Origin of the sequence: Mycobacterium sp. TY814 (assembly GCF_030755175.1) — a bacterium.
GTDB lineage: Bacteria > Actinomycetota > Actinomycetes > Mycobacteriales > Mycobacteriaceae > Mycobacterium.
The window spans coordinates 423860-448897 of sequence record NZ_JAUFRY010000004.1 but is presented as its reverse complement, the minus strand read 5'-3'; the positions used below and the strand labels follow the sequence as shown (position 1 = coordinate 448897).

Annotated in this window: 23 protein-coding genes and 1 tRNA gene; 4 read left to right on the top strand and 20 right to left on the bottom strand. The window is 68.1% G+C overall.

Annotation, left to right across the window (positions count from 1 at the left end; all coding sequences use genetic code 11):
• Window position 1: 1 nt before the first annotated feature.
• Entirely contained in the window at window positions 2–1069 is a 1068-nt protein-coding gene (locus QXH22_RS27350) for a diguanylate cyclase (protein ID WP_306246769.1), read from the top strand.
• Here the strand turns inward: QXH22_RS27350 and QXH22_RS27345 are convergent.
• The 12 genes from QXH22_RS27345 to QXH22_RS27290 form a co-directional block, all read right to left on the bottom strand.
• Window positions 1066–4332, bottom strand: coding sequence for an arabinosyltransferase domain-containing protein (locus tag QXH22_RS27345; RefSeq protein WP_306277544.1), 3267 nt, complete (start codon window positions 4330–4332; stop codon window positions 1066–1068). The genes QXH22_RS27350 and QXH22_RS27345 overlap by 4 nt on opposite strands.
• Window positions 4332–6290, bottom strand: a complete 1959-nt coding sequence (locus QXH22_RS27340) for a galactan 5-O-arabinofuranosyltransferase (protein ID WP_306277543.1) — start codon at window positions 6288–6290, stop codon at window positions 4332–4334. The genes QXH22_RS27345 and QXH22_RS27340 overlap by 1 nt, the downstream gene beginning before the upstream one ends.
• Window positions 6291–6292: 2 nt before the next feature.
• The gene (locus QXH22_RS27335) at window positions 6293–7057 is read right to left on the bottom strand and encodes a decaprenylphospho-beta-D-erythro-pentofuranosid-2-ulose 2-reductase (RefSeq protein WP_306277542.1); all 765 of its coding nucleotides are present in this window, start codon (window positions 7055–7057) and stop codon (window positions 6293–6295) included.
• Between the two features lie 11 nt (window positions 7058–7068).
• Window positions 7069–8451, bottom strand: coding sequence for an FAD-binding oxidoreductase (locus QXH22_RS27330; RefSeq protein ID WP_306246779.1), 1383 nt, complete (start codon window positions 8449–8451; stop codon window positions 7069–7071).
• Between the two features lie 32 nt (window positions 8452–8483).
• Window positions 8484–8849: a GtrA family protein gene (locus QXH22_RS27325; RefSeq protein WP_306277620.1), complete on the bottom strand. Its 366-nt coding sequence runs from the start codon at window positions 8847–8849 to the stop codon at window positions 8484–8486.
• Window positions 8850–8929: 80 nt separating this feature from the next.
• Window positions 8930–9415, bottom strand: coding sequence for a GreA/GreB family elongation factor (locus tag QXH22_RS27320; RefSeq protein ID WP_306246781.1), 486 nt, complete (start codon window positions 9413–9415; stop codon window positions 8930–8932).
• A gap of 95 nt (window positions 9416–9510) precedes the next feature.
• Window positions 9511–10614: a flotillin family protein gene (locus tag QXH22_RS27315; protein WP_306246784.1), complete on the bottom strand. Its 1104-nt coding sequence runs from the start codon at window positions 10612–10614 to the stop codon at window positions 9511–9513.
• Window positions 10615–10640: 26 nt separating this feature from the next.
• On the bottom strand, window positions 10641–10859 hold the full coding sequence (locus tag QXH22_RS27310) for an NfeD family protein (RefSeq protein ID WP_306246787.1): 219 nt from the start codon (window positions 10857–10859) through the stop codon (window positions 10641–10643).
• Between the two features lie 32 nt (window positions 10860–10891).
• Entirely contained in the window at window positions 10892–11392 is a 501-nt protein-coding gene (locus QXH22_RS27305) for a hypothetical protein (protein ID WP_306277541.1), read from the bottom strand.
• Window positions 11389–11919 carry a 6-carboxytetrahydropterin synthase gene (locus QXH22_RS27300; RefSeq protein WP_306277540.1) on the bottom strand — a complete coding sequence of 177 codons (531 nt, stop codon included), beginning with the start codon at window positions 11917–11919 and terminating at the stop codon, window positions 11389–11391. Before QXH22_RS27300 ends, QXH22_RS27305 begins: the two co-directional genes overlap by 4 nt.
• The gene (locus QXH22_RS27295) at window positions 11912–12358 is read right to left on the bottom strand and encodes a GTP cyclohydrolase I (protein WP_306246792.1); all 447 of its coding nucleotides are present in this window, start codon (window positions 12356–12358) and stop codon (window positions 11912–11914) included. The genes QXH22_RS27300 and QXH22_RS27295 overlap by 8 nt, the downstream gene beginning before the upstream one ends.
• Before the next feature lie 84 nt (window positions 12359–12442).
• Window positions 12443–14371, bottom strand: coding sequence for a PE family protein (locus QXH22_RS27290; protein WP_306277539.1), 1929 nt, complete (start codon window positions 14369–14371; stop codon window positions 12443–12445).
• Window positions 14372–14589: 218 nt separating this feature from the next.
• On the opposite strand from QXH22_RS27290, the gene QXH22_RS27285 reads away from it, so the two are divergent.
• Window positions 14590–15291 (top strand): hypothetical protein, encoded by a 702-nt coding sequence (locus tag QXH22_RS27285; RefSeq protein ID WP_306246796.1) that lies wholly within the window; start codon window positions 14590–14592, stop codon window positions 15289–15291.
• 3 nt (window positions 15292–15294) lie between these two features.
• Here the strand turns inward: QXH22_RS27285 and QXH22_RS27280 are convergent, their stop codons facing one another.
• The 6 genes from QXH22_RS27280 to QXH22_RS27255 all read right to left on the bottom strand — a co-directional run bounded on the left by QXH22_RS27280 (window position 15295) and on the right by QXH22_RS27255 (window position 21376).
• Window positions 15295–16134, bottom strand: coding sequence for a class I SAM-dependent methyltransferase (locus QXH22_RS27280; RefSeq protein WP_306246798.1), 840 nt, complete (start codon window positions 16132–16134; stop codon window positions 15295–15297).
• A gap of 181 nt (window positions 16135–16315) precedes the next feature.
• Window positions 16316–17146 (bottom strand): ABC transporter permease, encoded by an 831-nt coding sequence (locus tag QXH22_RS27275; RefSeq protein ID WP_306277538.1) that lies wholly within the window; start codon window positions 17144–17146, stop codon window positions 16316–16318.
• Entirely contained in the window at window positions 17143–18057 is a 915-nt protein-coding gene (locus QXH22_RS27270) for a glycosyltransferase (protein WP_306277537.1), read from the bottom strand. Before QXH22_RS27270 ends, QXH22_RS27275 begins: the two co-directional genes overlap by 4 nt.
• On the bottom strand, window positions 18050–18847 hold the full coding sequence (locus QXH22_RS27265; protein ID WP_306246803.1) for an ABC transporter ATP-binding protein: 798 nt from the start codon (window positions 18845–18847) through the stop codon (window positions 18050–18052). Before QXH22_RS27265 ends, QXH22_RS27270 begins: the two co-directional genes overlap by 8 nt.
• Before the next feature lie 3 nt (window positions 18848–18850).
• Window positions 18851–19309 carry a bacterial proteasome activator family protein gene (locus QXH22_RS27260; protein ID WP_306247933.1) on the bottom strand — a complete coding sequence of 153 codons (459 nt, stop codon included), beginning with the start codon at window positions 19307–19309 and terminating at the stop codon, window positions 18851–18853.
• A gap of 99 nt (window positions 19310–19408) precedes the next feature.
• On the bottom strand, window positions 19409–21376 hold the full coding sequence (locus QXH22_RS27255) for a DUF6541 family protein (protein WP_306246806.1): 1968 nt from the start codon (window positions 21374–21376) through the stop codon (window positions 19409–19411).
• Window positions 21377–21496: 120 nt separating this feature from the next.
• Here QXH22_RS27255 and QXH22_RS27250 point away from each other — a divergent pair, with 120 nt between their 5' ends.
• A complete protein-coding gene (locus QXH22_RS27250; RefSeq protein WP_306246808.1) occupies window positions 21497–22693 on the top strand; it encodes a cysteine desulfurase-like protein in 1197 nt (398 codons plus the stop codon).
• Window positions 22694–22706: 13 nt separating this feature from the next.
• Here QXH22_RS27250 and QXH22_RS27245 read toward each other — a convergent pair whose 3' ends face one another.
• On the bottom strand, window positions 22707–23678 hold the full coding sequence (locus tag QXH22_RS27245; RefSeq protein WP_306277536.1) for an NAD(P)H-quinone oxidoreductase: 972 nt from the start codon (window positions 23676–23678) through the stop codon (window positions 22707–22709).
• A 36-nt stretch (window positions 23679–23714) separates the two neighbouring features.
• Between QXH22_RS27245 and QXH22_RS27240 the strand changes: the two genes are divergently transcribed.
• Window positions 23715–23801, top strand: a tRNA-Ser gene (locus QXH22_RS27240).
• Between the two features lie 94 nt (window positions 23802–23895).
• On the opposite strand, the gene QXH22_RS27235 is transcribed toward QXH22_RS27240, so the two are convergent.
• On the bottom strand, window positions 23896–25002 hold the full coding sequence (locus QXH22_RS27235) for a hypothetical protein (protein WP_306277535.1): 1107 nt from the start codon (window positions 25000–25002) through the stop codon (window positions 23896–23898).
• Window positions 25003–25038: the final 36 nt, after the last annotated feature.

The window sequence follows — 25038 nt, the reverse complement described above, 5'->3', positions numbered from 1 at the left end:
CGTGGGCAGGCGGGAATATCGTTTTGCGACGGAGGCGCTGCGCGAGGGTCGGATGACGCGGGCGTTCACCACGGTGGTCGCCGGGGCCTGCTTCGTCGCGGCCGGTCTGCTGGTGGCCGTCCAGTTTCATCCGGCCCGTCCCGTGGGCGTGGTCGCCAAGTCGGTGCACATCGTCGCGATGGTCACCGCCGTTGGTTACGGGATGCGCTGGTTGTTCGGCCGGTTCCCCGGTTACCGGCAAGCCGTGGTGTTCGTCGTGTGGGCGGACTGCGCGGCCGCGTTCGGCGCGGCGGCTCTGTCCGAAACTGACGCGCGGCTCTGCGCGACGTTGTATCTGGGCATCGTCGGCATCTTCGCCGCTTTCCTGCTGGGGGCACGAATCCTCTACGCGCACTGTGTCTTCGGTGCCCTGGTGATCGGTTCCATCACGGCCTGGGCGGTGGCCGAGCAGCATGCGGGGTTGTTCGACCTGTTCGTCTTCTACATGCCCGCCCTGGCCTGGGTGGTGGCGGTGCCGCTGGGAGGTCTGGCGCTCATCGAAGGCGGGCGGCGCGCGATCGGGAGAACCGCGCGCTCGGCGCGGTACGACCCGCTGACCGGACTGCGCAACCGGCGCGGGCTGTACGCCGCGATCGAAGTCGCCGTGCGGCGGCTCGCCCCGTCGGCGACGGTGGTCGTGGCGGTATGCGACATCGACCGCTTCAAGGCTCTCAACGATGCGCACGGCCACGTGGTCGGTGACACCGCCCTGATCGAGATGGCGAAGGAACTGCGGGCCCTGGCGCGACCGGACGAGATCACCGCCCGGATCGGGGGCGACGAACTGGTGCTCGTAGTGTTCGGCAGCGCGGGCGATGTGTCAGAAGTCGTCGACCGCCTGATGCCGTTGGCCCGAGTGGACATCGGCGCGCTCGCGCTCACCGCGAGCATCGGGGTCGCAACGCAGGTCGCCGGTGATCGCTATTTCTCGATCGACGACGTGCTGCGGCATGCCGACGCTGCGATGTACGAGGCGAAGCGGTCCGGCGGCGCGACGTGTGTCATCCACCAGCCGATGGACCGGATTTAGCTCTTGCGCAGCGGCGCCGGATCCCACAACCCGCTGCGCGTGACGGTGCCCAGTTCCAGCCGGGCGGGCGCGGCATCGGGGTAGAAGGGCGTCAGCCGCTGCAGCGCACCCCAGTCCCGGAACCAGTCGTCCTTGAGGTAGCTGGCCACTGTGGTCGCGTGTGCCAGCAGTTCGGTGATGCCCAGCGGGCCGCCGCCCAGATTGTCCATCACCGGCGAATTGGCCTCGGCGCCGAAGCGGTCGGGCAGGATGCGCCATTTGGGTGTCTCGTCGACCCCGTTCTGATGGCCGAACGGCCGCTGACACGGGAACGCCAGCCCCACCAGCCAGTCCAGGAATACCGGGTCCTTCGAGCCCACCACGTCCTGCAGCGTGCGCAGCTGCGGCACCCGTGGCGGGGTGAGGCCGATCCAGTGCTGCGGGGCCAGATCGTCGTCGTCGGCCACCAAACGGATCTGGGTCGCGGAGTCGGGGATGGCCGACAGCGGCGCGCGCAGGTTGCGCCAGGCCGGAGAAGCCCCGACGTCAGCGAATCCCATTGAACCGCTGTGCTTTCCGGCCGCGGCCTCCTCGTCCGTGGCCCACTGCACCTGAACCTCGCGGGCGTCGAACCGGCCCGCCGCCGTCACCACCAGCAGTGGTGTCTTATGCCGTTCATCTTTGGCCGGCAGCCGGTACCAGCCCGACCGCAACATCGCCGGCACCTGGATACCGGCCCGCCAGCTGCCCAGCACCGGGGTGCGGGCCGGATCGAGGTTGAACGGCAATCGCGCCCGGGAGCCGTTGATGCCCGGTGCGGCGGTGGTGCCGCCCTCGGTGCCGGCCTCGGTGCCGGTGATCACCCCGTCCTCGTTGGCGAAGTTGCGGTCACCCGGACGCTCCATCACCGGGTCGGCCGAAACGTCGGCCGGAATTCCGTTGGGAGTGAACGCTTCCGAGAGGCCCGCGCCCAGTGCGTCACCCACCGGGGCGGACACCGGCGCCAACATCCCGGCTTCGGGATCCAGTTCGACCAGGACGTCCTCGGCCAGCCCACAGGTCTTACCGGTCTTGAAACCAACCGCAGCCTGCAGGTTCGACCGTCCCACCGACCACGCCGGATACTGAAAGATCATCGCCTGGGTCAGCGACACGACCTCCATCAGAACCAGCAACCAGGTGGCAATAGCCAACGGGGACTGCAGAATTCGTGACAGGCGGGCGCCGAACCGGGTCCGGGGTGGTCCGTCGTCGTTGCTGGCGACGAAGTGCAACCACGCCGCGATCAACAGCACGATCACCGTCAGCTCGAGCAGCGCGGTGGTGAGCGACCAGCGCCACTTGGGGAACGAATTAGACCACGGCACACCGAAATTGGACACATACCACCAGCCGTTGACGCTGGCGAACGACATGGCCATCACGAACAGGACGGCGGCGGCGAACACGGTGCGGTTTCGCCGCGACCGCATCGCCGCGCCGGTCACCGCCACCGCGGCCAACGCCCCCAATGACCCCGCGAGGCCGGCGAACACGCCGAAGTGGTGGGTCCATTTCGTCGGGGTGAACATCATCGCCAGAAACGAGATGATGGTGATGCCGATGATGCGGCGGCTCGGCCCGGCCGCGGTACCCGGAATTCGCCCCTTGCGCAACGAGATTGCCACCGCGATCGCCAGTGCGAGGATCAGCGCCAGCACCGCGAACCGGCGCGCCACCGACCCGTCGGGGCTGGGCATGAACAGCCGCTCGTAACGGATGTGTTCGTCGAACCACTTCAGGCTGGGGCCGACGGCTTGCTTGAGGAAGGTGGCCTGGGCTTCGCCGGCCAACGTCTGATCCCGGAAGATCAGGATCGCGGTCACGGTGGTGGCCGCCAGGATCGGCGCTATCAGCGGCAGCAGTCCGAACTGTTTGGAGCGACGATGCAGGATGGTCCGCAACGGGCCGATCGCCACCAGCAGGGCACCGATGGACGCGATGCCCGTGGGGCCGGAGAACAGGGTCAGCGCGCCGAGGATGCACGCCGCGGCCACCGGCAGCAGCCGGCTGGTGGCCACCGCCCGCTCCACCGAGCACCAGGTGAGCAGGATGCCCAGGGCGATGATCGGCTCGGGCCGCAGGCCGTTGTTCAGGGGCAGCCAGACCGCCAGGAACATCCCGGCCGCCGTCCATGCCGCGGCCCGGCTCTTCTTGACGGAGTGACCCAGCCGGGGGATGACCTCGCGGCTGATCACCCACCAGCACGTCAGCGCCATCAGCAGGGTCGGCAGCCGCATCCAGACGCTGGCCGTGGTGACATGCGCCCACATCGCCAGCAGGTCGTAGTACCAGCCGAACGGTGCCTCGGGCGTGCCGAACCAGCGGTAGTAGTTCGCCATGTAGCCGGCGTGTTCGGACACCCGGGCCATGGTCAGGATGTAGCCGTCGTCGGAGGTGTTGGCGCCGACGAAGTGCCACCAGACCAGCACCGCGATCACCAGCGCGTCCAGCCCGCCGACCGACCACCAGCGCGACGGCAGGAAGCGGCGGTGCCGGGTGCCGTCGGCGGTGTCCAGCACGTGCAGCGCGATCAGGGAGGCCGCGGTCAGCAGCACCCCGAGGATCATCGCGGCCATCTTCAGCGTCGTCGGGCTGCTGCTGTAGCGGGTGTCGACGGTCGCGGTGAAGCTCAGGCCGGGCGGCGTCGGACCGGCCAGGTCGGTGAACACCCCGACGATCTGCGGCCGGAAGTCATAGCCGCTCTTTTCCCCGCGCAGCGGCGCGCCGGGATGCTCGGTGGTCGGGCCCTGTTTGAGGCCGACGAACTCACCGATGACGCGGTCGGCGTGGGCGGTGAAGGTCAGTCGCTGACAGTCCGGGCCCAGCACTTGACTCAGCGGCGCCGCCACCACGGGGACGTTGCGCACGATCAGCACCAGGTCGTCGTTCACGCGCTGCAGCAGCAGCCCGCGATCGACCGCTTTGGGTGCCTGTTTGGGCACCGTTGACAGCAGCACGGTCTTGCCGGCGTTCTGCGGCCCGGCCAATCCCGCGGCGGCCTGGCACGGGACGCTGACGTTCAGGTCGGTGGCCACGTAGCTGATCAGCGGCGCTTCGACGCTGCCGTAGGTGCCGTTCTGCGGCCAGTTGAGTTGGGCGGTGGTCTGGTTGACCGGCAGCAGCGGGGTCGCCAGCGCCAGCGCTGCCCCCAGCAGTCCGGCGATGACGGCAACGAGTCGAGCGATCCGGTAGTTTGCTCCCGCATCGTCCACGGAGGTAGATGGTAATTGTTCGGTCGCCATCAAGCGCTCGGCACCGGCTTGCGGATCGCCACCACGAACGGTCCGATGGTCTCGACGGCGAAACGCGGGTCGTTGAACAGGGCGGCTTTGAGGTCCACTGTGTAGCGGCGGACGTTGGGCTGATTGGGGTAGACATCCTCGGCCAGCCGCAGCGTGTAGGTGTTGCCGGCGCCGCGGCGCATGACGAAGACGGTGGGCGGCGGCCACGGCAGCTTGTCCAGCGCCCCGATGAACTCGTCGGCGTTCTTGAGCTTCGACCAGCTCTCGATCTGGGCGGCGCGCTTGTCGAATTGGGCCAGCGGATTGGCGTAGTGCGACGTCAGGCCCTGAAAGCCCCAGTAGGGGTAGAACGACAGGAAGCTGTAGTCGGCCGTCATCACCACGGTCTGATCACGCGGCCGGCCGGTGACCTTCCGGATGGCGGCGTCGACGGCCGGGTAGTACTTCTCCGAACTGGGCGGGCGCCGGTCGCCGCGCTGGCCGTCGCCGTCGGTGTCGGTGTAGGCGATCGTCAGGTCGGGGCGCAGCACGTCGGGAATGTCCTGGCTGAACGCGATCGCCGCGGTCAGCCCGAGCGCCGTGGCGACTGGCAGCGCCGCCCGGCTGCGTGCGGCCAGCGCCGTCGCGAACTCGACGAATCCGAATACCCCGGCCGCCACCAGCAGCACGCTCAGCGTCGGCTGCAGCCGGAAGGACAGCAGGGTGGTGCGCGCCAGGGTGGTCAACATCGACAGCACGGACCACGCGTAGACCGCGAGCACACCAATCGCCAGGCCGCCGGCGCGCACCGACGACCGTGCCCGCACCACCAGCCACAGCGTGCCCAGCATGCAGCCGGCGCCCAGGAGCGAGAACTGCAGCATCGGGAAGGTCAGCTCGGCGCCGTCAGCGGGCAGGTAGTGGAAAGCGCTGCCGCTGTTGCTGGTCGGTGAGCTCAACGTTCGCAGCAGGTAGGGCAGCCAGGTGGTGGACGCGATCGCCGCCGCGATCAGGCCGATGACGACCAATCGGCGCAGCGGGTCCAGCGCGGCCCGGCCGCCGCCGGAGCGCCACCGGAATACCGCCAGACCGAGTGCCATCAGCGTCACCGTGAAGGCGCTGTAGGCGACCAGCAGCGTGTACCAGGTGGCGGCGAAGCCCAGGAAGATACCGGCGCCGACGACGGCCGCCCAGCCGCCCTGGGTGCCGAGTGTGCGGCCAGCCGCACCGTCGGCTTCGAGTGTGCGGCTGGCCGCACCGTCGGCGGAAGGGTCGGCATCAGAAGACCGCCCGGCGGCGCGCAGGCCCGACCACGTCAGCACGAACATCGGCGGCAACAGCACGGTGATCATCGCCGCGTAGGGCTCCGGCGAGCTGTAGGCCAGCGTCACCGCGGCGGTCGCGATGGTCACCAGCAGGGCGTATTCGAACCGCACCATTCGCGACCACAACACCAGCGCGACCGCGACCGCGATGGTGATCGACGTGATCGCCCACGGCTTGAACATCTCCCACGCCGGCGTCCCGGTGAGCGCCGCCGCGCGGCCGCCGATCCAGAACCAGCCCGGCGGGTAGAGCGGCGGCAACCCGATGTAGGTCATGTCGTGCAGCGCCGGGCTGTCGGTGAGCCGGGTCAGGTATTCGGTGCGGAACTGCTGGTCGACGGAGATGCCGAACAGATACAGCTTGGTGGCGCCCAGCGGCATGCCCAGCGTCACCACGGTGAAGGCGGAGACGAACACCAGCCCGCCGAGCTGGGCCAGCCGCCGCAGCCGGCCTGAGCGCCACAGCCAACCGACGCCGACCAGTCCGACCAGGCACCCCACCTGTCCGACCGTGGTCAGTGCGTGCAACTGGTTCGACGACGGGAAGGCGGGCCATTGCACCCGGGAGATCGCGGCCAGCGAGACCACCGACACCACGACGGCCACCACAGCCGCCAGCGCCATCTGGCCCAGGGTGGCCAGCGCGTTGCGCATGCTCAGATGGGCAGCTTGCGGAAGACGCTCCGCGGGATGTGGCGCAACACCATCATCACGTAACGGAATGCTGTTGGCGCCCAAACCAATTCCTTACCTTTTGCCGACGCGTTCACCGCGAGGTTGGCGACGTACTCCTTGTCGACGGTCAGTGGTGCTTCCTTGACGTGGGCGCTCATCCTGGTCCGCACCTGACCTGGCCGGATCACCAGTACCCGAACCCCGTACTCCCGCAGCGCCTCTGACAGGCCCAGGTAGAAGCCGTCGAGACCGGCCTTGGTGGACCCGTAGACGAAGTTGGATCGGCGCACCCGCTCGCCGGCCACCGTGCTCATTGCGATGATCTGCCCGAACCCCTGCGCGCGCATCTTCTCGGCCAGCAGCACACCCACCGAAACCGCCGCGGTGTAGTTGATTTCGGCGATCTGCACGGCTTTGCGCTGGTTCTGCCACAGCTCCTCGGCGTCACCCAGCAACCCGAACGCGACGATCGCCACGTCGATATCACCGTTGCTGAAGCACTCGTCGATCACCTTGGGATGGGTGTCGGGTTCCAGGGCGTCGAAGTCGACCAGCTCGACCGAGCGTGCGCCGGCCGCCTTCATCTGCGCCACCGCGGCGTCGCGGCCCGGGTCTTCGGGCATGGCGGCCAACACGATTCGCGCCTTGGCGTTCTGCAGGTACCGCTCGCAGATGGCCAGCCCGATCTCGGAGGTGCCTCCGAGCAGCAGGATGGACTGGGGGTTACCCACGGCATCTAGAACCATTGGCACACCATCTACAGCAACTCCAAACGTCGGGCCATGTCCGAGACGAACACCCCGGACGGATCGACCTTGCGGCGCACGGCGATCCATTCGTCGATCCGGGGATACATGGCGTGGAAATTCTCGGCACTCACCCGGGAGTCCTTGGCGGTGTAGAGCCGGCCGCCGAACTGCAGGACCCGGCGGTCGAGTTCGCTGACGAACTCGTTGAGGCCGGCCTTGATCGGGAAGTCGACGCAGATGTTCCAGCCCGGAATGGGGAAGCTCAGCGGGGCCTGATTGCCCGGCCCGAACAGCTTGAACACGTTGAGGAACGAATAATGGCCGCTGGCCTGAATGTCGCGGATGATGCGCTTGAACTCGTCGACGGCTTCAGTGGGAACCACGAACTGGTACTGCAGAAAGCCGGCCTGGCCGTAGCCACGGTTCCATTCCCCGAACATGTCCAGCGGGTGATAGAACTGCGTCAGATTCTGGATCTTGTTCCGGTAGGTGCCGGATTTGCGGTACCACAGTTCGCCGATCGGCCCGAACGTGTACTTGTTGGCCAGCCCGTTGGGAAAGATGTCGGGGAACGTGAACAGTTGCGGCGCATCGAATTTCAGCGGATTACGGGCCAGCTTGTCGGGCAGCTGGTCGAGGGTGGCCAGCGACCCGCGGGACACCGCGGCGCGGCCCAGTTTCGGCGGCGCGCTGATCGCGTCGAACCAGGCGCTGGAGTAGGTGTAGTTGGCCTCGCTGCCGTCGCTGTGCAGGGCGATCGTTTCGTCGAGGGTGGCGGTGACGTCGCCGTCGGCGATGAAGTAGGCCGTCTCGGTGGGTGTCATCTCGATGGTGGCGCGCAGGATGATCCCGGTCAGCCCGTTGCCGCCGACGGTGGCCCAGAACAACTCGGCTTCGTCGCCGTCCGGCGTCACCCGCCGGATCTCGCCGCTGGCCAGCAGCAGGTCCATGGACCGGACGTGGTTGCCGAAGCTGCCGGCGCTGTGGTGGTTCTTGCCGTGGATGTCGCACCCGATGGCACCGCCAATGGTCACCTGGCGGGTGCCCGGCAGCACCGGCACCCACAGCCCCAGCGGCAGCGCCGCCTTCATCAGCTGGTCGAGGTTGACCCCGCCGTCGACGTCGGCGAGCTTGGTTTCGGCGTTCAGCGAGTGGATCTTGTCCAGTGCGGACATGTCGATCACCAGGCCGCCGCCGTTTTGCGCGTTGTCGCCGTAGGACCGGCCCAGCCCGCGGGCTATCACGCCCCGACCATCAGATTCGGCCGCCCGGATCACTGCCTTGGCGATCACCTCGACGTCGGGGGTGCGCAGCACCTCCGCGACCGACGGCGCCGTTCGTCCCCACCCGGTCAGCCGGGTCGGGGTCGTGGTCATTTCGCTGCTCGACATCGTCAAAGAGGGTACCGCGCCCACTGACCAGGTCAGCGGATGCGGAAGATCACGGTGCGCTGCACGATGAAATTGATAACCGTCGCGGTGCCCTGCGCGACCACGAATGCGACGGGCACGGCCCATCCCCGGTAGTGCAGCAGTTCCAGGCACAGATGGTTCAGCCCGACCTGCACCGCAAAGGTGAGCGCGTACAGCGCCATGACGCCGATGAACCGGGCGGTGCTCGGTGACGCCTGGAAGGTCCAGCGCCGGTTGATCAGGTAGGCGGTGATGGTGCCGACGATGAAGCTGGTGGCCTTGGCCAGGTCGACCTGAACACCGACGAGCTTGTACAGGATCAGGTACAGCCCGAAGTCGACGACGGCCGAGAAAGAGCCGGTGATGATGAAGCGCATCGCCTGGGTCGTCAGATGCAGATGCTGGTGCGGCTCTGCCGGCTCAGCACCTGGCTCTGGCGGGATCATCGAGTAGAAGTTTAGGTGGGCAGCTTCACCGAGAGCAGCTCGACCTGGCTGGGGCCCTGCGGCGTGGAGTATGTCACCGTGTCACCCGCCTGATGGCCGGCCAGCGCCTGCGCCAGCGGGCTGCGTGCGGTGAGCGTCTCTCCTTCATGGCCGACCGGGGTTTCCTCCACGATCGAGATCACGTACATGGTGACCACCTCACCGTCGGCGAAGCGCAGGGTGACCTCGGTGCCGCCGGGCAGCGTGTCAGAGGCTTCCGAGCTGGACGGTCCGGACTTCAGCCGCCGGTCCAGCTCGTTGATCCGTTCGGCCAGCACCGCCAGCTCGTCGGCGCGCTGGATGGCCTCCGCGGCGTCGCCGTGGTCGCCGACCATGCCGCGGTCGTTCTTTACCTCGATCTCCAGGCGGTCGTGCCGCTGCTTGAGCCGGGCCAGTTCGGCGGCGAGGTTCTCGCGCAATGCTGCCGCCGCATCCCTTGACTGGGCTTCCTCGCTCACGTCCGCCGACCTTTCACCGAACACCAGGGCGTTTCAGTGTTACACCACAACAGGCCGGCCGTCACTCTTATCTCTCATGCGTTTACCGGCGTGTATCACGCCGGGCCTGCCTCCTCGTCGTCGTATTGCGACAACCCGTTTCGCACGGCGTCGAAAATAGCCAGACCCTGCGACACCAGCCCACTGGTCACCTGGCTGATTCCTTCGGCGCCGTTGAGCACGGTCAGATTCGATCCGGCCAGCCCGCGCGCCGCCTTGTCCACGATCTCGGGGAGTTGATCGATGATCATCCGGTCCAGGGCCACCCGGTTGTGCGATGCGGCAGCCTCGGCCTGAATCTTCATCTTCTCGGCGTCGGCCACGGCGAGAATCCGGACCCGTTCGGCTTCCGCCTCGGCGGGCTTGACCACCTCGGCGACCAGTTCCTGCTGGCGCAGTTCCGCCGCCCGCTGGGCCAGTTCGGTGCGCATGGCCAGCACCTCACGCTGGGCCTCCGCTTCGGCCAGCGGCCCCGCCTGTGCCGCTTCGGCCTGCGCCTTGTCCACCTCGGCCTTGTACTGGGCCTTCACGATGGCGGTCTCCCGGGCGAACTCGGCCTGCTTGCGCTGGGACTCCTGTTCGGCCTCGGCGGCCTTCTGGTTGGCCTGAGCCTGGGCGATCTGGGCCTGCTGCTGCACGGCGGCGTTGTGCGGGGCCGACATCGCCTTGATGTAGCCCAGCCCGTCGTCGTCGATGGACTGGATCTGCAGCGCGTCGACGTTCAGGCCGATGCGCGCCATCTCCTCCTTGGAGCCGTCGAGCACCTCGGTGGCCAGCTTCTGGCGTTCCCGGATGATCTGCTCGACGGTCATCGAGCCGATGATCGAGCGCAGGTGCCCGGCGAAGATCCGCCCCGTCAGAACCGACATCTGGTCCTGTTCGGACAGGAATCGTTGCGCGGCGGCGATGATGCTCTCCGTGTCGTTGCCCACCTTGAACGCGATGACGGCCCGGACGTTGAGGGTGATGCCCTGCTGCGTGACGCACTTCTCGGCGACCTCCGCCTCGCACATCGCCAGGGTCAGGAAGGCAGCCTTGCGAAAGAACGGGATGACGAAGGCGCCGTGCCCGGTCACGACGCGAAATGGTGCATTGCCTTTGGCTTTACCGCCCGAAATCAGCATCGCCTCATCAGGCGCGGGCACCCGGTATCCGAGCATCGTTGCACTCCTTGTGTTTTCGATCTTCAGGTGAAAGTGGGGTCGTGCCAGGGCTCGACGACGACGGTTCGTGGCCCGTGCGTCTGTACGACGAGCACCTGGGTGCCCTTGGGTAGAGGTTCGTCGGAGCGGGCCAGGAACGTCTCCTTGGAGCCGCGCACCGTCAGCAGCACCTCACCGGCGCCCTCGGCGCCACGCGTCGGCACGATCAGGGTTCCGACGCAGCCGACCACAGAGGCGCTCACGGGTCGCATTCTCCACCCCGGGCTGCATGCGATTACATGTCGAGGTCGATTCCGACGACCTGCGCGGCATACGTGGCGACGTCGTAGGCCGGAGACGCCCCGGCGACCACGCTCGGCAGCGGGCCGTCCGGGCGCCCGGCGAGCTGCGGGCGGACGGTCCAGGAGCCGAATGTGATCGGGACGACCGCGATGCGGGTGCCGTTCTGGTCGGGCACATCCTGCCCGTACCGCATCAACTGCCAGCTCTGCTGATGCGGATCGGAGGCAACCGCATAGACGCGGTCGAGGTGCCAGGCCGCGGTCAACCAGTGCGCGTCCCGCGCGGGAAAGTGCAAGGTGTCACCGGGTCCCCGCGACACCTCGGGCGGGGCGGAACCGAGCGCGGCGCGCAGCTGCTCCGCCGAACCGGCCGCCGCCAGGGTCGACGGCAGGTTGGTCAGGAACGAATCGAGATCGGGTGCGGCATAGGCCGTTCCGTGGCCGGCGCAAACCAGTCCGGTTCCGACGATGAGCAGGGCGGCAATCGCCCTCACGTCCAGTCCTTTACCGGCAACGCGGTCAGCGTGAGCACCCGGCTGCCGCTCTCCTGGGCGTCGATCCGCGACACCCAGACCCGACCCTCGGTCGCCCGTGCGACGATCTTCTCGACGGTCTCGAACACCCAGGCGGCGGAGGCTTCCAGGCCGGCGCTGTCCACGATCCGCATGTCCACCAGGTCACGTTCGGCCAGCAGCTCGAACAGGTCGCGCTGTGGGTCGTTGGCGGTGATCAAGGTGGTGTGTGCGTACTGGGCCTGCAGGGCGGCACGAATGTCCGCCAAGCATTCGGCACCGAGCACCTGATCGCCGGATTCGGTTTCGGCGCAGGCGAACTCGATCTCGAAGCTGAGTGCGTAGCCGTGCAGGAAAAGGCGCTTGCCGTTGTCGGACCAGGAGCGGCGGCAGCAGTTCAGCCCGCCGAACCGCTTGCGCAGGTGGAACTGAGCCGTACGTCCCACGGGTGCGTCGTCACGGTGCATGGTCGCGGTCTGGGCGGGGCCGGCGAAGGCGATCTCAGGCATGGTTACTGATCTTCTTTCTTGTTGCGAGAGTGATGAATTCGCGCTGTTGGTTGGCGTTGTCGCGCATCGTTCCGTAGAAGGCCATGGTGGTGGTGGGCCCGGCCAGGGCGGCGCCCTCGCGGACCGGGGTGCAGGCGTAACCGCCTTCCACCAGCACGCCCAACCCGCGCGGGGCGAGCTGGTGGTGCAACCACAGGCCGATCCGGGTCGTCATCTTGTCCTGCACCTGGACGCCGATCGCGCACGCCTCGACGACTCGGGTGAGTTCAGCCTGGCTCAATCGCTGGTCGCCGCGCAGGTAGCCGATGTGCACGACGCCGTAGAACGGCAGCAGGTGCTGTTCGCAGATCGCGTGGAACGGGATCGGACGCAGCAGTACGGGCCGGTCGAGCCGCAGCTGCAGGATCCCGCTGTCGGGGCGGACGAGTGTGTGAGGCACCGCGATAGCTTCCGGGCGGGGCCTTGGAGGATTCTAAAAGGATTCTTGTGGGGTTCTTGCGGCAGAAATCGCTGCCAGCTTCCGTTACCCGTTACCGCCCGGTGTGCCGGATCCGCCCTGGGATCCGGTGCCGCCGACGGCGCCGCCCGCACCCGCAACGCTCAGAAGCACGCCGCCGGTACCCCCGCCACCACCGCTACCGGCCGTGCCGCCGGCCCCGCCGGTGCCCGCGACGCCACCGTCACCCCGGGAACCGGCAAGACCGCCGGTGCCGCCGGACGAGCCGGCATGGCCGCCGGTGCCGCCTGTCCCACCAGAACCCCCGGTCCCGCCGGCCCCGCCCGCGCCCCCGGTGCCGCCGTTGCCCGCCAGGAGACCACCCGCGGCGCCCTGGCCGCCCGTGCCGCCCGCTCCACCGGTGCCGCCGGTTCCGCCGGCCCCTCCGTCGCCCCCGTCACCCCCGTCGCCGGCGTTCTGCGTGTTGCTGGTACCCCCGACGCCGCCGTTGCCCCCCGTGCCGCCGTGGGCGCCGGTACCGCCGGCGCCACCCATCCCGCCCGCACCGCCGGCGCCGCCGTCGCCGATGAACAGGCCGCCTCGACCACCGTTGCCTCCGGCGGCGCCACTCCCGCCGGCCCCGCCGGTGGCCCCGGCGGCTCCCGTGCCGCCGTCGCCCCCGTTGCCGCCGTTGGCCTGGTTGAAGTCGAAGGACCGGGTGGTTGTCACCGCGTTGCCACCGGCTCCGCCGGCGCCGCCTGCTCCGCCAGGGGCACCGCCCGCGGCGCCACGGCCACCGTTGCCTCCGTCCGCGGTGACGCTGGTGGGCAACGTGCTGGTGTTGCTGCTGGTCGCCGACGCATTGCCGCCGGCGCCGCCGGCCCCGCCCGCGCCGCCGGACCCGGCTGCTCCGCCGGCACCACCCTGACCGCCGGTGGCGGTGATGGAGTTCTGTCCCATCGGGTCGGTGCTGACGGCCGTTGCGTTGCCACCCAGACCGCCGGTGCCGCCGGCCCACCCCGCGCCGCCTGTCCCGCCGGTGTCACCCGCGGTGCCCGTGGCGTGTGCATCGTTGTTGGTCGTCACGCTGTTGGCTGCGCCCGGCGTTCCGTTCGGCGCCGTGGCTCCCGTGGTGGCGGGATTGGCTCCGGCCGCACCGGCCGTACCGGCGCCGCCGGATCCGCCGTTGCCACCGTCGCCCCACAACCCGGCGTAACCGCCGTCTCCACCTCGCCCGGCAATGCCGCCATTGATGCCGGCTGCGGCGTTACCGCCTGCCCCGCCGTCGCCGCCGCTACCGAACAACAGGGCATTTCCGCCGGCACCGCCGGCAGCACCGAGTCCGCCCGCACCGCCGGTTCCGCCGTTGCCGATCAGGGGGGCGATGCCGCCGACGCCTCCGCCGCCACCCGTTCCGCCTACCCCACCCGCGCCGCCGCCGCCGTACAGCAGACCGCCGTTTCCGCCGTTGCCGCCGACCGCCCCTGCGCCGCCCGTGCCGCCGGCCCCGCCCTGGCCCCACAAGCCTGCCGAGCCGCCGGTCCCGCCGGGTTGACCAGCGGCCCCCCCGGCACCGGCACCGCCGTTGCCGTACAGCAGCCCGCCAGCGCCGCCGGCCTGGCCAGGTGCGGTGCCGTCGGCGCCGTTGCCGATCAGCGGGCGTCCCAAGAGGGCTTGGGTGGGGGCATTCATCACGCTGAACGCCGCCTGCGCGGCAGGTTGCAGGGGCGAGGCATTTGCGGCCTCCGCGCTGGTGTACGAAACCCCACCCCCGGCCAAGGCCTGGACGAAGTGGCGGTGAAAGCGTGAGACCTGTTCGCTGAGCGCCTGATACGCCTGGCCGTGACCGCTGAAGATCGCGGCGATGTGCTGCGAGACCTCATCGGAGGCGGCCGCCAGCACCGCCGTAGTCGGCGCCGCCGCCGCTGCGCTCGCCGAATCGACCGACGCACCGACGCCTGCCACGTCCGCTGCTGCGGTCGCTAGTGCTTCCGGGCCAACCAACATGAACGACATGGCGTGGTTCCCCTCGACGTGAGTGTGGTGAGCCGAGCCGATTGCTCCGGCTCCCACCATCGGTCACTGGGCACCGCAAGTTCTTCGGCCAGTAGGCCGGTTCGGGGGATGAAATTCCGTCCACCAATTAGAGGAGACCCGCCGCCCGTAGTGCCGGGTGGAGCGAGCCCCAAGAATCTGCAGAGCTTCCCGAGAGAACGACAACCGAGCCTTCTCCCATGCGCTCTATCGAGAATGTCCGTAGTTCCGTCGTCAAGGTGACGCTGGCCATCGCCGCCGTCGCGGTCACGCTGGGCCTGGCGACCGGCCTGGCCCACGCCGCTTCCTCGACGCCGCACACCGAGGCGCCCCGCATGTACGGCAACCCGGCCGCGGCCGCTCAGTACTGGCGCAAACAATCCGTCGACGACTGCGCCCTGATGGCCGCGGCCGACGTGATCGGGGAGTTGACTGGGCGCCAGCCGTCCGAAAGCGAGATCCTCGCGGTGGCACAGCAGATGCGCAGTCGCGTCCACCCCGGACCGATGTACCGCGCGGGGTACGGCACCGACCCCGGCGACATTCCCGCCTTGTTAGGGCAGTACGGCATCTACGGCGTGGCCACCAGCCTGGACGAGGCCGCCGCCACCGGGCTGGACTCCGGACTGGAAGCACTGGGGCGCTACCTGGCCGACGGCCACAAGGTGATTGCCGGGGTGAACGCCGAGATGATCTGGGGCCTGCCGGTTCAGACCAAGGACGGCCGCGGCAACCCGATGAGCGACCACGCCGTCGTCGTCACCGGCGTCGACCTGGTCAACGGCACCGTGCACCTCAACGACAGCGGAACCCGAGCCGACGAGGTCGTGTCACTTGACGTCTTCCAGCGCGCCTGGGCCACCGGCGGCGACGAGCTGGTGGTGACCCGCGAAACCCGCTGATAATCAGCCGAATTCGAGCAAGGTGTAGGCACCGCGGAACTCCCTGAGTGGCGGAAACTGCCACAGCGCCGGGTAGAAACGCCCGAAGAACCAGCCGCGCCCGGCGGGTATCGGCACATCGTGGACCGCGCGGATGCCGGGCACGGTGTTCGCCAGAGCTGCCAGCTGGCGCGGCGACAGGCTGAACGGCATGGGCGGCACCCGATAGTGCTTGGACGAACGCAGGCCCTTGCGTGCGACTTTCTTGACGATGGTCGGGGGCACGTCGAAGAACATCTGACCGCCGCGGAATCGCTTGGCGCACGCGGTGATCAGGCCCAGCGCCTCGTCCGGCTGCAGATACATCAGCAGCCCCTCGGCGGTGATGAACACGCCGTCGGAGTCGTCGATCTGGTCCATCCACGAGTAGTCCAGGGCTGACTGCGCGATCTCGGTGATACGTGGTGAGCGCGGCAGCAGCCGCCGCCGCAACTCGATCACCGGCGGCAGATCAATTGATACCCAACGGAATTGAGCCTCCGGCAGTGCGCTGTCCAGTCGCCAGAAGCTGGTCTGGAAACCTTCGGCAAGGGCGACGACGGTGGCGCGGGGATGCTCGGCCAGATACGCGAGGGCGCATTTGTCGACGGCCAGTGAGCGCAGCGCCATCTCCTGGCCCTTGCGGCGTCCGAACTTGTCGAAATCGAAGTCGATCGCGTCGACGAGCGTGATGGCCATCGGGTCGTCGATGATCGCGTCCGGGTGCGCGGCCTGGAAGGCCCGGCCGCTCAGAGTGAGCAGGGCCGTCTCGGAGACTCCGGTCAGCAGACTGGCATCGACGCGGTCAGGTGCAGGATGACTCATCTGCCCAATCTATCGGCGGCAGCCTAGCCGGGTGTGCCTCCAGGTTCCGGGACAGCAGGCGCGAAGGGGAGTCACCGCAGCATGTCCCTCGGCCAGATAGCCGAATCAGAGGATGAAATCTGCTCTTCCTACGGGAGCAGGCGCAGACAAGTCCGGGTCACGCCGTCAGACGCGCGACATCTCAAACCCAGTACGGCACCCGCGCCCGGTACTGCCGCATCGCGAACGCCGCCATCACCCAGCCCACGATCGTCAGCACCACCACCACAGCCCAGTGCCGCAATTCCTGGGGTGCGCCCAGCAGCGGCGCCCGCACGATGTCGAGGTAGTGCAGCAGCGGGTTGAGTTCGACGATCTTCGACCAGCGGCCCGCGCCCTGCTGTCGGAGGGTGCTGTCGTTCCAGATGATCGGCGTCATGAAGAACAGCAGCTGCACCACCGAGTTGAGCAGCGGCCCGATGTCGCGGTAGCGGGTGGCCAGGATGCCGAAACACAGCGACACCCAGATGCAGTTGAGCATGATCAGCGCCAGGGCGGGCAGCACCGACAGGTCAGCCCATGACCACGGCTTGGGGTAGATGATCGCGATGACGACGTAGATCACGATGTTGTGCGCGAACAGGATCATCTGCCGCCACACCAGCCGGTAGACGTGCACGCTCAGCGGAGTCGGCAGTTGCTTGATCAGGCCCTCGTTGTGCACGAAGACGTCGGCGCCTTCCAGGATGGCCGCGTTGATCAGGTTCCAGACGATCAGCCCGAGCGTGACGTAGGGCAGGTGCTCGGACAGGTTGAGATGGAACAGTTTGGAGTACAGCCCGCCCATCGCGACGGCCGTCGTACCGGTCGCGATCGTGATCCAGAACGGACCCAGCACCGAACGGCGGTAGCGCTGCTTGATGTCCTGCCAGCCCAGGTGCAGCCACAGTTCGTGACGCCGGAACCCGTCGGCCAGATCACGGCGGGCGCGGCCGAAGGTCTTGGACTGAGCCGCCGCGTCGATGAACGTCATGCCGAACCTCCTGGCCGCCCGAATCTTTCCTGCCGTCCCAGCCGGCGCAGCCGGACCCACTCCCGCAGCCCCTGGGGATCGCGACGGGTCACCAGGAAGAACCAGCCGAACCGGACCCACTCCTGGAAAAGCAGCTTGCGCAGTCCTGGCTGGGACAGCACATAACCGCGGTTGCGATAAGTGAAGTAACGCTTGTTGGTGTCATCCGGGTACTGGGTGTGCATGCGGCCACCGAGGATCGGCTTGAACTCCTCGGACCCGCACGGGTGCAGATACACCGTGTCCAGGCAGGTGCCGAACGGCAGGCCGGAGCGCACCAGCCTGCGGTGCATCTCCACCTCGTCGCCGCGGATGAAAAGCCGCAGATCCGGTACCCCGATCGCCTCCAGCGTCGACGCGCGGAACAGCGCGCCGTTGAACAGTGACGCGATGCCGGGCAGCAGATCCTGGCCGGTTTCGGTGCGCAGTTCGCCGGCCCGTCGGCGCCACACCAGTCCGCGGCGCAACGGGAACGCCAGTGCCTCGGGGTCGTCGATGTTGCAGACCATCGGAGACACCTCGGCAAGACTGTGCTTCTCGGCACAGGCCAGCAACGTCGCCAGCACCTCGGTGTCCGCGGCGCGCCCGTCGTCGTCGGCCAGCCAGATCCAATCCGCCCCGTGCGCCAGCGCCAGCAGCATGCCCAGCGCGAAACCGCCGGCACCGCCCAGGTTCCGCTGGGAATTGAGGTAGGTCGACGGAATCGCTTGTGCCGCAACGAGATCGCTAACACGCGCGTCGCCGGAAGCGTCGTTGTCGATGACGATGATCCGGTCCGGCGGCCGGGTCTGGGTGGACAGCATCTCCAGTGAGCGGGCGAGTTCCTCGGGCCGCCGGTGGGTCACCACGACGGCGAAGACGCGCTCACTCACGCGCGGTCTCGGCGAGCACTTCGCGCACGTGCCGTGCCGCGTCGTCACCCTCGTAGGCGCGCACCACCTCTTCGATGCCGCCGCTCTGCCGGATCACCCCGTGGTCGATCCACATGGCGGTCTTGCACAGGCGGGCCAGGAATTCGTTGGAATGGCTTGCGAACACCAGGATTCCGGAACGCTCCACCAAACTCTGCAGCCGCGACTGCGCCTTTTTCAGGAAGTCGGCGTCCACCGCGCCGATGCCCTCGTCGAGCAACAGGATCTCCGGGTCGATGCTGGTGACCACGCCCATCGCCAACCGCACCCGCATGCCCGTGGAGTAGGTGCGCAGCGGCATCGACAGGTAATCGCCCAACTCGGTAAATTCGGCGATCTCGTCGACCTTCGCCAGCATCTGCTTGCGGGTCTGTCCCAGGAACAGGCCCCGGATGATGATGTTCTCGTAGCCCGAGATCTCGGGGTCCATGCCGATACCGAGATCGAACACCGGCGCCACCCGGCCGGTCACCTTCGCCCAGCCGCGCGTGGGTTCGTAAATGCCCGAAAGCAGGCGCAGCAGAGTCGATTTGCCCGCACCGTTGTGGCCTACCAAGCCGACGCGGTCGCCCAGTTCCAGCGACATGGTGATGTCGCGCAACGCCTCGATCACCACCACGTTGGAAGCGTTGCGGCCGATCGCGCCGCCGGCCTTGCCTAGGAACGCCTTCTTCAGCGAACGCGACTTGGCGTCGAAGATCGGGAATTCGACCCACGCGTCGCGGGTTTCGATGTGTGGACCGCTCGGCACGGCTTACAGGTACTGTCCGGTGCCGTGCCCGTGCGGGCCCGGCTTGCTGATCCCCGGGGGCAGCGCGCCCTGTCGCATCTGCTCGAGTTGCGCCCGGGCCGCCATCTGCTGGGCGAACAGCGCGGTCTGAATGCCGTGGAAGAGCCCTTCCAGCCAGCCGACCAACTGCGCCTGCGCGATCCGTATCTCGGCGTCCGAGGGCGCGGAGTCCTCGTTGAACGGCAAGGTGAGTCGTTCCAGCTCCTCGCGCAGTTCCGGCGCCAAGCCGTCCTCGAGTTCGCGGATGCTGGTGGCGTGGATGTCGCGCAGCCGCGTGCGGCTGGCTTCGTCGAGCGGTGCGGCCCGGACCTCCTCGAGCAGTTGCTTGATCATGGTGCCGATCCGCATCACCTTGGCGGGCTGCTCGACCAGGTCGGTCAGCGAGCGCTCGTCGGAATCATCCGCGTCCTCATGCAACGCCATCAACCGCGGATCGACGCCGCCGATGACCTCGATGCCGTCACTGTCTTCGGCATGGTCGTCGTTGCCGTTACCCACGCAATCACCGTCCTCGTGTGTCGTCTAGGGGTGCACCGGAGTGTCGCCGTGCCATTCGTAGATCTGGGCGCCGCCGTTGTCGTAGATCATGGTCCAGTACGGCGACTTGTCCAGAAAATATAGTCCGTCGGGAACTTTGAACCCTCGGATCGTCGGGCCGCTGGCCAGGACGTAGCGGATGTTGAGGGCCTTGATCGCCTCCACCACCCGAGGATCGGAGTCGCCCTTCTTGGCGTACGCCCAGAAGATGTAGCGGTGGTAGCCGGGGCCCATCTGCACGGGATAGTCGTAGTGGGTCCACAGCGGATGCAGACCGGCCACCGCGTACATCCACGAGGTGCCGTCGACGTTGGAATTGCCGATCATCGTGTCGCGGGCACCCGGCAGTTTCGCCAGGTAAGCCATGGCTTCGAGGTCGCGTTGGTCGACGATGATCGAGTCGTACTTGTCACCGAACAGGAACCGGTGCCGGGGGAAGTAGTGCCACGCACTGGCCAGGCTGATGCCGATCAGCAGCACCGCGGTGGCCGCCGCCCAGAAGCGCGACGGCATCGGCTTTCGCGGCTGCACGAACCGCTTCACCAGGGCCACCGCCGCCGCTACCAGCGTCACCAGCGCGACGGCCGCCATCAGGTTGAACAGCGGGGTCGTGGCCGCGGCGATGCGGCGCGGGTCCTTGTAAAAGAACTCGCCGACCGCCCCGGCCACCCGGCCCAACGGACCCCACAGGGGAGTGCCCGCATCGACGTTGATCACGATGAACAGCAGCCACACGGCCAGCGGCCACCACATCTTCTTGGCCAGCATGACGAACCCGCCGACGGCGCACAGGAAGCTCAGCCCCCATTGGTAGGGGAAGTCGTTGAGATGCCGTGAGTGCATGAACACGGCGTCGAACAGGCCGTGTCGCTTGCTGAGATACGTCAGGAAGGAGTGCCCGGCGATGATGTCTTCTTGCTGCGTGACGCTCAGGAACTGCGGCAGCATGATCAGCCCGGAGGCCAGCCCGACGCCGGCCAGCACCGCGAAGTCGCGGACTCGGCCACGCACCGGGTGCCACAGTGCCTCGAAGAGCCACCAGGCGCCCACCAGGATGACCGTGATGATGCCGCCGGTGATGTGCACGGAGAAGACGCCGACGAGCCCCAGGATGGCCACTGGGATGCGGTCCCGGTGTTGCAGCGTCGACGTGATCAGGGCCATGGCCGGGATGGCGACGCCGTAGGCCGCCAGGTTGGGCATCGCCGCGGTGTCGAACTCGACGTAGGGCACCGCCGTGAACGACGCCGAGAGCGCTGCGGCGGTGGCGGCGGTGACCGCGGTGCGCCATTCGGTGGTGTGGGTGCGCAGGGCGCGCCAGGTGAGGACGGCCGCGCTGACCGGGAACAGCCAGATCGCCGCCGCCAGCGAGTTCAGCGTGTAGCCGGTGGCCGCGGCCGCACCGGTCAGCTGGCAGAACACGGCGGTCAGGGCGTGGAAGACCGAGGGGTAATAGAGCACCGCATGGGTCTCGACGTTGCGCAGCTCGCCCATGTGGGTGGACGACGCCTGGCCGACGTCGAGGATCCAGCGCACTTCGTTGGCATGCCACACCGCGTCCCACGTGCTCGGGATGGATTGCCAGTGCGGGATGCCGGTGAAGGCCGCCCAGCCGATCAGCACGACGCCCAACAGCACACCGGCCGCGACGACGATCGCCGGGCCGGGGTTGATCGCGCGTGCTTCAGCCTGTTTGTCCCGGAACCGGGCCAGCAGCAGCTGCAGCACGGTGGCCAGCACGCAGACGACGGCCAGCGCCGCCAGCGCCGTCCACCCGTTCCACGGGATGCCGAGCGCTCCGTAAGGGATGATCGCCAGCGCCACGACGCCGTACGTCAGCGCTGGTCCGGCCGCAATGGCGATCGGCCAGTTCAACTGCGCGATACGTGCGACGATGGCACCCGGTGCGATCAGCAGTACCAATGCGATCAGCGTTCCGAAGCACAAGCTCACTCGACTAGTATGGCTGCCCGGGTGAGTTGACTCGGGAGGCCGGTAACGGCTGGAACGTCTATGGCGCACCCGCTACCGACACCCATTTGTGGAATTTGCGTTAGCTCTAAGGTGGCTGGCATGGCCTACGACGTCGCCCGGGTGCGCGGACTGCACCCGTCGCTCGGTGACGGATGGGTGCACTTCGATGCGCCGACAGGCATGCTCATTCCGGATTCCGTGGCAACCACGGTGTCCACGGCGTTCCGTCGGTCCGGCGCCAGCACCGCTGGGGCGCACCCGTCGGCGCGGCGCAGCGCCGCGGTCCTGGAAGCGGCCCGCGAGGCGGTCGCCGATCTGGTCAACGCCGACCCCAGCGGTGTCGTATTGGGTGCCGATCGTGCCGTGCTGCTTGCCTCGCTCGCCGAGGCTTCGTCCGCCCGCGCCGGCCTGGGGTACGAGGTCGTCGTCAGCCGGCTGGACGACGAGGCGAACATCGCCCCGTGGCTGCGCGCCTCCCATCGCTACGGCGCCAAGGTCAAGTGGGCCGAGGTCGACATCGAGACCGGCGAGCTGCCGACCTGGCAGTGGGAAAGCCTGATCAACAAGTCCACCCGGCTGGTCGCCGTCACGTCGGCGTCCGGCACGCTGGGCGCCGTCACCGACCTGCGGGCGATGACGAAGCTCGCGCACGATGTGGGTGCCCTGGTGGTGGTCGACCATTCCGCCGCCGCGCCCTACCGGCTGATCGACATCAAAGAGACCGAAGCCGACGTGGTGGCGGTGAACGCCGTGAATTGGGGCGGGCCGCCGATCGGAGCGATGGTGTTCCGCGAGCCGGCGCTGATCAACACCTTCAGCTCGGTCTCCACCAACCCGTACGCCACCGGACCCGAGCGGCTGGAGGTGGGCGGACACCAGTTCGGTTTGCTGGCCGGCGTTGTCGCCAGCATCGAGTACCTCGCCTCGCTCGACGAGTCGGCCCGCGGCAACCGGCGGGAGCGCCTGTCGGTGTCGACGCAGTCCGCGTCGGCATACCTGAACCGGATCTACGACTACCTGATGGTGTCGCTGCGGTCACTTCCGCTGGTGATCCTGCTGGGCCGCCCGGAATCGCGGATACCGGTGATCAGCTTCGCCGTCAACGAGGTTCCCGCCGACCGGGTGGTGCAGCGGCTGGCGGACAACGGGATTCTGGCCATCGCGAACGCGAGTTCCCGAGTGCTGGACGTGCTGGGCGTCAACGACATTGGCGGCGCGGTGACCGTCGGCTTGGCGCACTATTCGACGATGGCCGAAGTCGACCAACTGGTGCGCGCGCTGGCGTCGCTGGGCTGAATTTCGACCAGCGCTACACCGTCAGCAGGATTTTCCCGAACGTCTCGCCCGACTGCAGCAGGCGGTGAGCTTCGGCCGCTTCCTGGATCGGCAGGCGCCTGCCGATGATCGGCCGCACTGGCTGGCTGGCGAACATCGGCCACACCGACGTCGTGACCGCGTCGACGATGGCGCTCTTGCTGTTGGGCCCGCTGACCGGACGGGCGCGCAGCGTGGTGCCGATGACGCGGGCGCGTTTGGCCATGAGTTTGCCGATGTTCAGTTCGGCCTTCACTCCGCCCTGCATGCCGATGATCACTAGCTGCCCGTCGGTGGCCAGGGCGTCGATGTTGCGGTCCAGATAGGCCGCACCCATGATGTCGAGGATCACGTCCGCGCCCCTTGTCTCCTGCATCAGCCGGGCGACGAAGTCCTCGTCCCGGTAGGAGATGGCGATCTCGGCCCCCAGGTCCCGGCACATGGCCAGCTTCTCCGCGGAGCCGGCGGTGGCCGCCACCCGGGCGCCCAGCGCGCGCGCCACCTGGATCGCGTGGCTGCCGATGCCGCTGGCTCCGCCGTGCAGCAGCACCACCTGGCCGGGGCCCAGGTGCGCCGTCATCACCAGGTTGGACCAGACCGTGCAGGCCACTTCCGGGACGCCCGCGGCGTCGATGACGTCCAGCGGCGCCGGTATTGGCATCACCTGTCCGGCCGGGGCGGCGACGTACTCCGCATATCCGCCACCGGCCAACAGCGCGCAAACCTCTTGTCCAACAGACCATTTCGTCACATCGGCGCCCACGTCGGCGATGGTCCCGCTGACTTCCATGCCGATGGTCTCGCTCGCCCCCGGGGGCGGCGGGTACTTGCCCGCGGCCTGCAGCACGTCGGCTCGATTGACGCCGGCGGCCGCGACCTTGATCAGTACCTCACCCGGCCCGGCGGATACGTCGGGAACGTCTTGCCAGAGCAGCCGCTCAGCGGTTTCGGCGACGATGGCGCGCATGCTGGCCACGCTACAAGCACCGCTACCCTTATCTGCGGTGGCGTGGCAGAGCGGCCTAATGCACTCGCCTTGAAAGCGAGAGACGGCTAAAACCGTCCGGGGGTTCAAATCCCTCCGCCACCGCTCACCTGATTGCGTTGACCCTGCGCAGAGGGCGAAGTATCATGAGTACCGGCCGCCTTGGGCGCAGACTCAAGCCCCAGGACTCAAAGCCTCCTCAGTGCAGCGTCGGCGCGTACCGCAGCACCGCCGCGACACCGTCGTCCGGCGCGATCCGCTCGTCGGTGCGCACCAGCGCCGCCCCGACCGCCACCGCGAACATCGGCAGCGCCTCATCGGCGCGCAGCGTCTTGGTGGGTGCGGCGCCTTGCTCAGACAGCACGTCCGCATTGGGCGCCACGGTCGTGAGCCCTTCGTCGGCGACCACCGTGGCGTCCCCGATCTCGCCGACGATCAGCGTTTCCACCGCGCCCTGGCGCAGTGCAGAGCACACGGCGTCCAGGCCCTGCGCGGCACGTCCGGACTGCCGGCCCAGCTCTGCATCGAAACGCTGTGCGGCGTAATCAATTTCGCGGAGACGTCGCTTGCTGAACCAGGCGTCGATGTGGCTCTGCACTTCGGCGGGCTCGTATCCGCTGTTTCGGGCGCCCACCTCCAGCGGCACCGCGCGGTCGCGCACCCGCTCGGCGAATGCCTTCATCAAGTCGGAGCGTGAGCGCACCTCGCCGACCACGAACACCGCGTCGGCCGTCATCGCATCCACCAACTCGGCGGCGCGATCGGCCACCGCGCGGATGTTTTTGCGGGCGGCCTCGTCCGTGCGTCGTTGAGCGTCGCCGTATCCGGCGGATTCGGCGCCCGAGGCCTTGTGCACTTGATAGCCGCCCCCGTCGACCGCCTCCGCCTCCAACACGCCGTCGACGTGGGTGGTGATGTCGGCGCCCGCGTGATCGACCTCAACCAGCAGGTAGGCGGGCGTCAGGAAGCCGTGCTCGACGATCGGGACGATGTACGGCAGCTCCGAGACCCGGACCACCGTCGTCGAGGTCGGACGCAGCAGGTGCTCGTTGACGACGACGCCGTCGGCGCCGGCGACGACGCCGCGGCCGCTCCAGCCGACGGGAGGCCGCAGGTCCAGCACCGCGTGCTCGATCTCGGCGGTCAGCGCTTCGGTGACGCCCTGTCTGTCGAGCTGCTCACGCAATGCCTGCCACTTGAGCTCGAGTTGTTGGTCGGCGTCGGGTGTGTTGTGTGTGTCTTCGAAGTACACCGATACGAATGGGCCGGGCGTGTCCAGGAGCTGACGAAAACGTTCCGATTCCATCCATAGGTGTTGCCCGCCGAACTACCCGGCAAAACG

Coding starts and splice junctions, on each gene's coding strand:
- QXH22_RS27325 (WP_306277620.1), bottom strand. CDS start 8,849: ATGCGCTTCATCATCACCGGCTCTTTCTCGGCCGTCGTCGACTTCGGG.
- QXH22_RS27285 (WP_306246796.1), top strand. CDS start 14,590: ATGCGCTCTATCGAGAATGTCCGTAGTTCCGTCGTCAAGGTGACGCTG.
- QXH22_RS27250 (WP_306246808.1), top strand. CDS start 21,497: ATGGCCTACGACGTCGCCCGGGTGCGCGGACTGCACCCGTCGCTCGGT.
- QXH22_RS27335 (WP_306277542.1), bottom strand. CDS start 7,057: ATGGTTCTAGATGCCGTGGGTAACCCCCAGTCCATCCTGCTGCTCGGA.
- QXH22_RS27300 (WP_306277540.1), bottom strand. CDS start 11,919: ATGCCTGAGATCGCCTTCGCCGGCCCCGCCCAGACCGCGACCATGCAC.
- QXH22_RS27340 (WP_306277543.1), bottom strand. CDS start 6,290: ATGCGCAACGCGCTGGCCACCCTGGGCCAGATGGCGCTGGCGGCTGTG.
- QXH22_RS27330 (WP_306246779.1), bottom strand. CDS start 8,451: ATGTCGAGCAGCGAAATGACCACGACCCCGACCCGGCTGACCGGGTGG.
- QXH22_RS27280 (WP_306246798.1), bottom strand. CDS start 16,134: ATGAGTCATCCTGCACCTGACCGCGTCGATGCCAGTCTGCTGACCGGA.
- QXH22_RS27275 (WP_306277538.1), bottom strand. CDS start 17,146: ATGACGTTCATCGACGCGGCGGCTCAGTCCAAGACCTTCGGCCGCGCC.
- QXH22_RS27290 (WP_306277539.1), bottom strand. CDS start 14,371: ATGTCGTTCATGTTGGTTGGCCCGGAAGCACTAGCGACCGCAGCAGCG.
- QXH22_RS27235 (WP_306277535.1), bottom strand. CDS start 25,002: ATGGAATCGGAACGTTTTCGTCAGCTCCTGGACACGCCCGGCCCATTC.
- QXH22_RS27245 (WP_306277536.1), bottom strand. CDS start 23,678: ATGCGCGCCATCGTCGCCGAAACCGCTGAGCGGCTGCTCTGGCAAGAC.
- QXH22_RS27345 (WP_306277544.1), bottom strand. CDS start 4,332: ATGGCGACCGAACAATTACCATCTACCTCCGTGGACGATGCGGGAGCA.
- QXH22_RS27315 (WP_306246784.1), bottom strand. CDS start 10,614: ATGCTCGGATACCGGGTGCCCGCGCCTGATGAGGCGATGCTGATTTCG.
- QXH22_RS27260 (WP_306247933.1), bottom strand. CDS start 19,309: ATGGCGTTGCATGAGGACGCGGATGATTCCGACGAGCGCTCGCTGACC.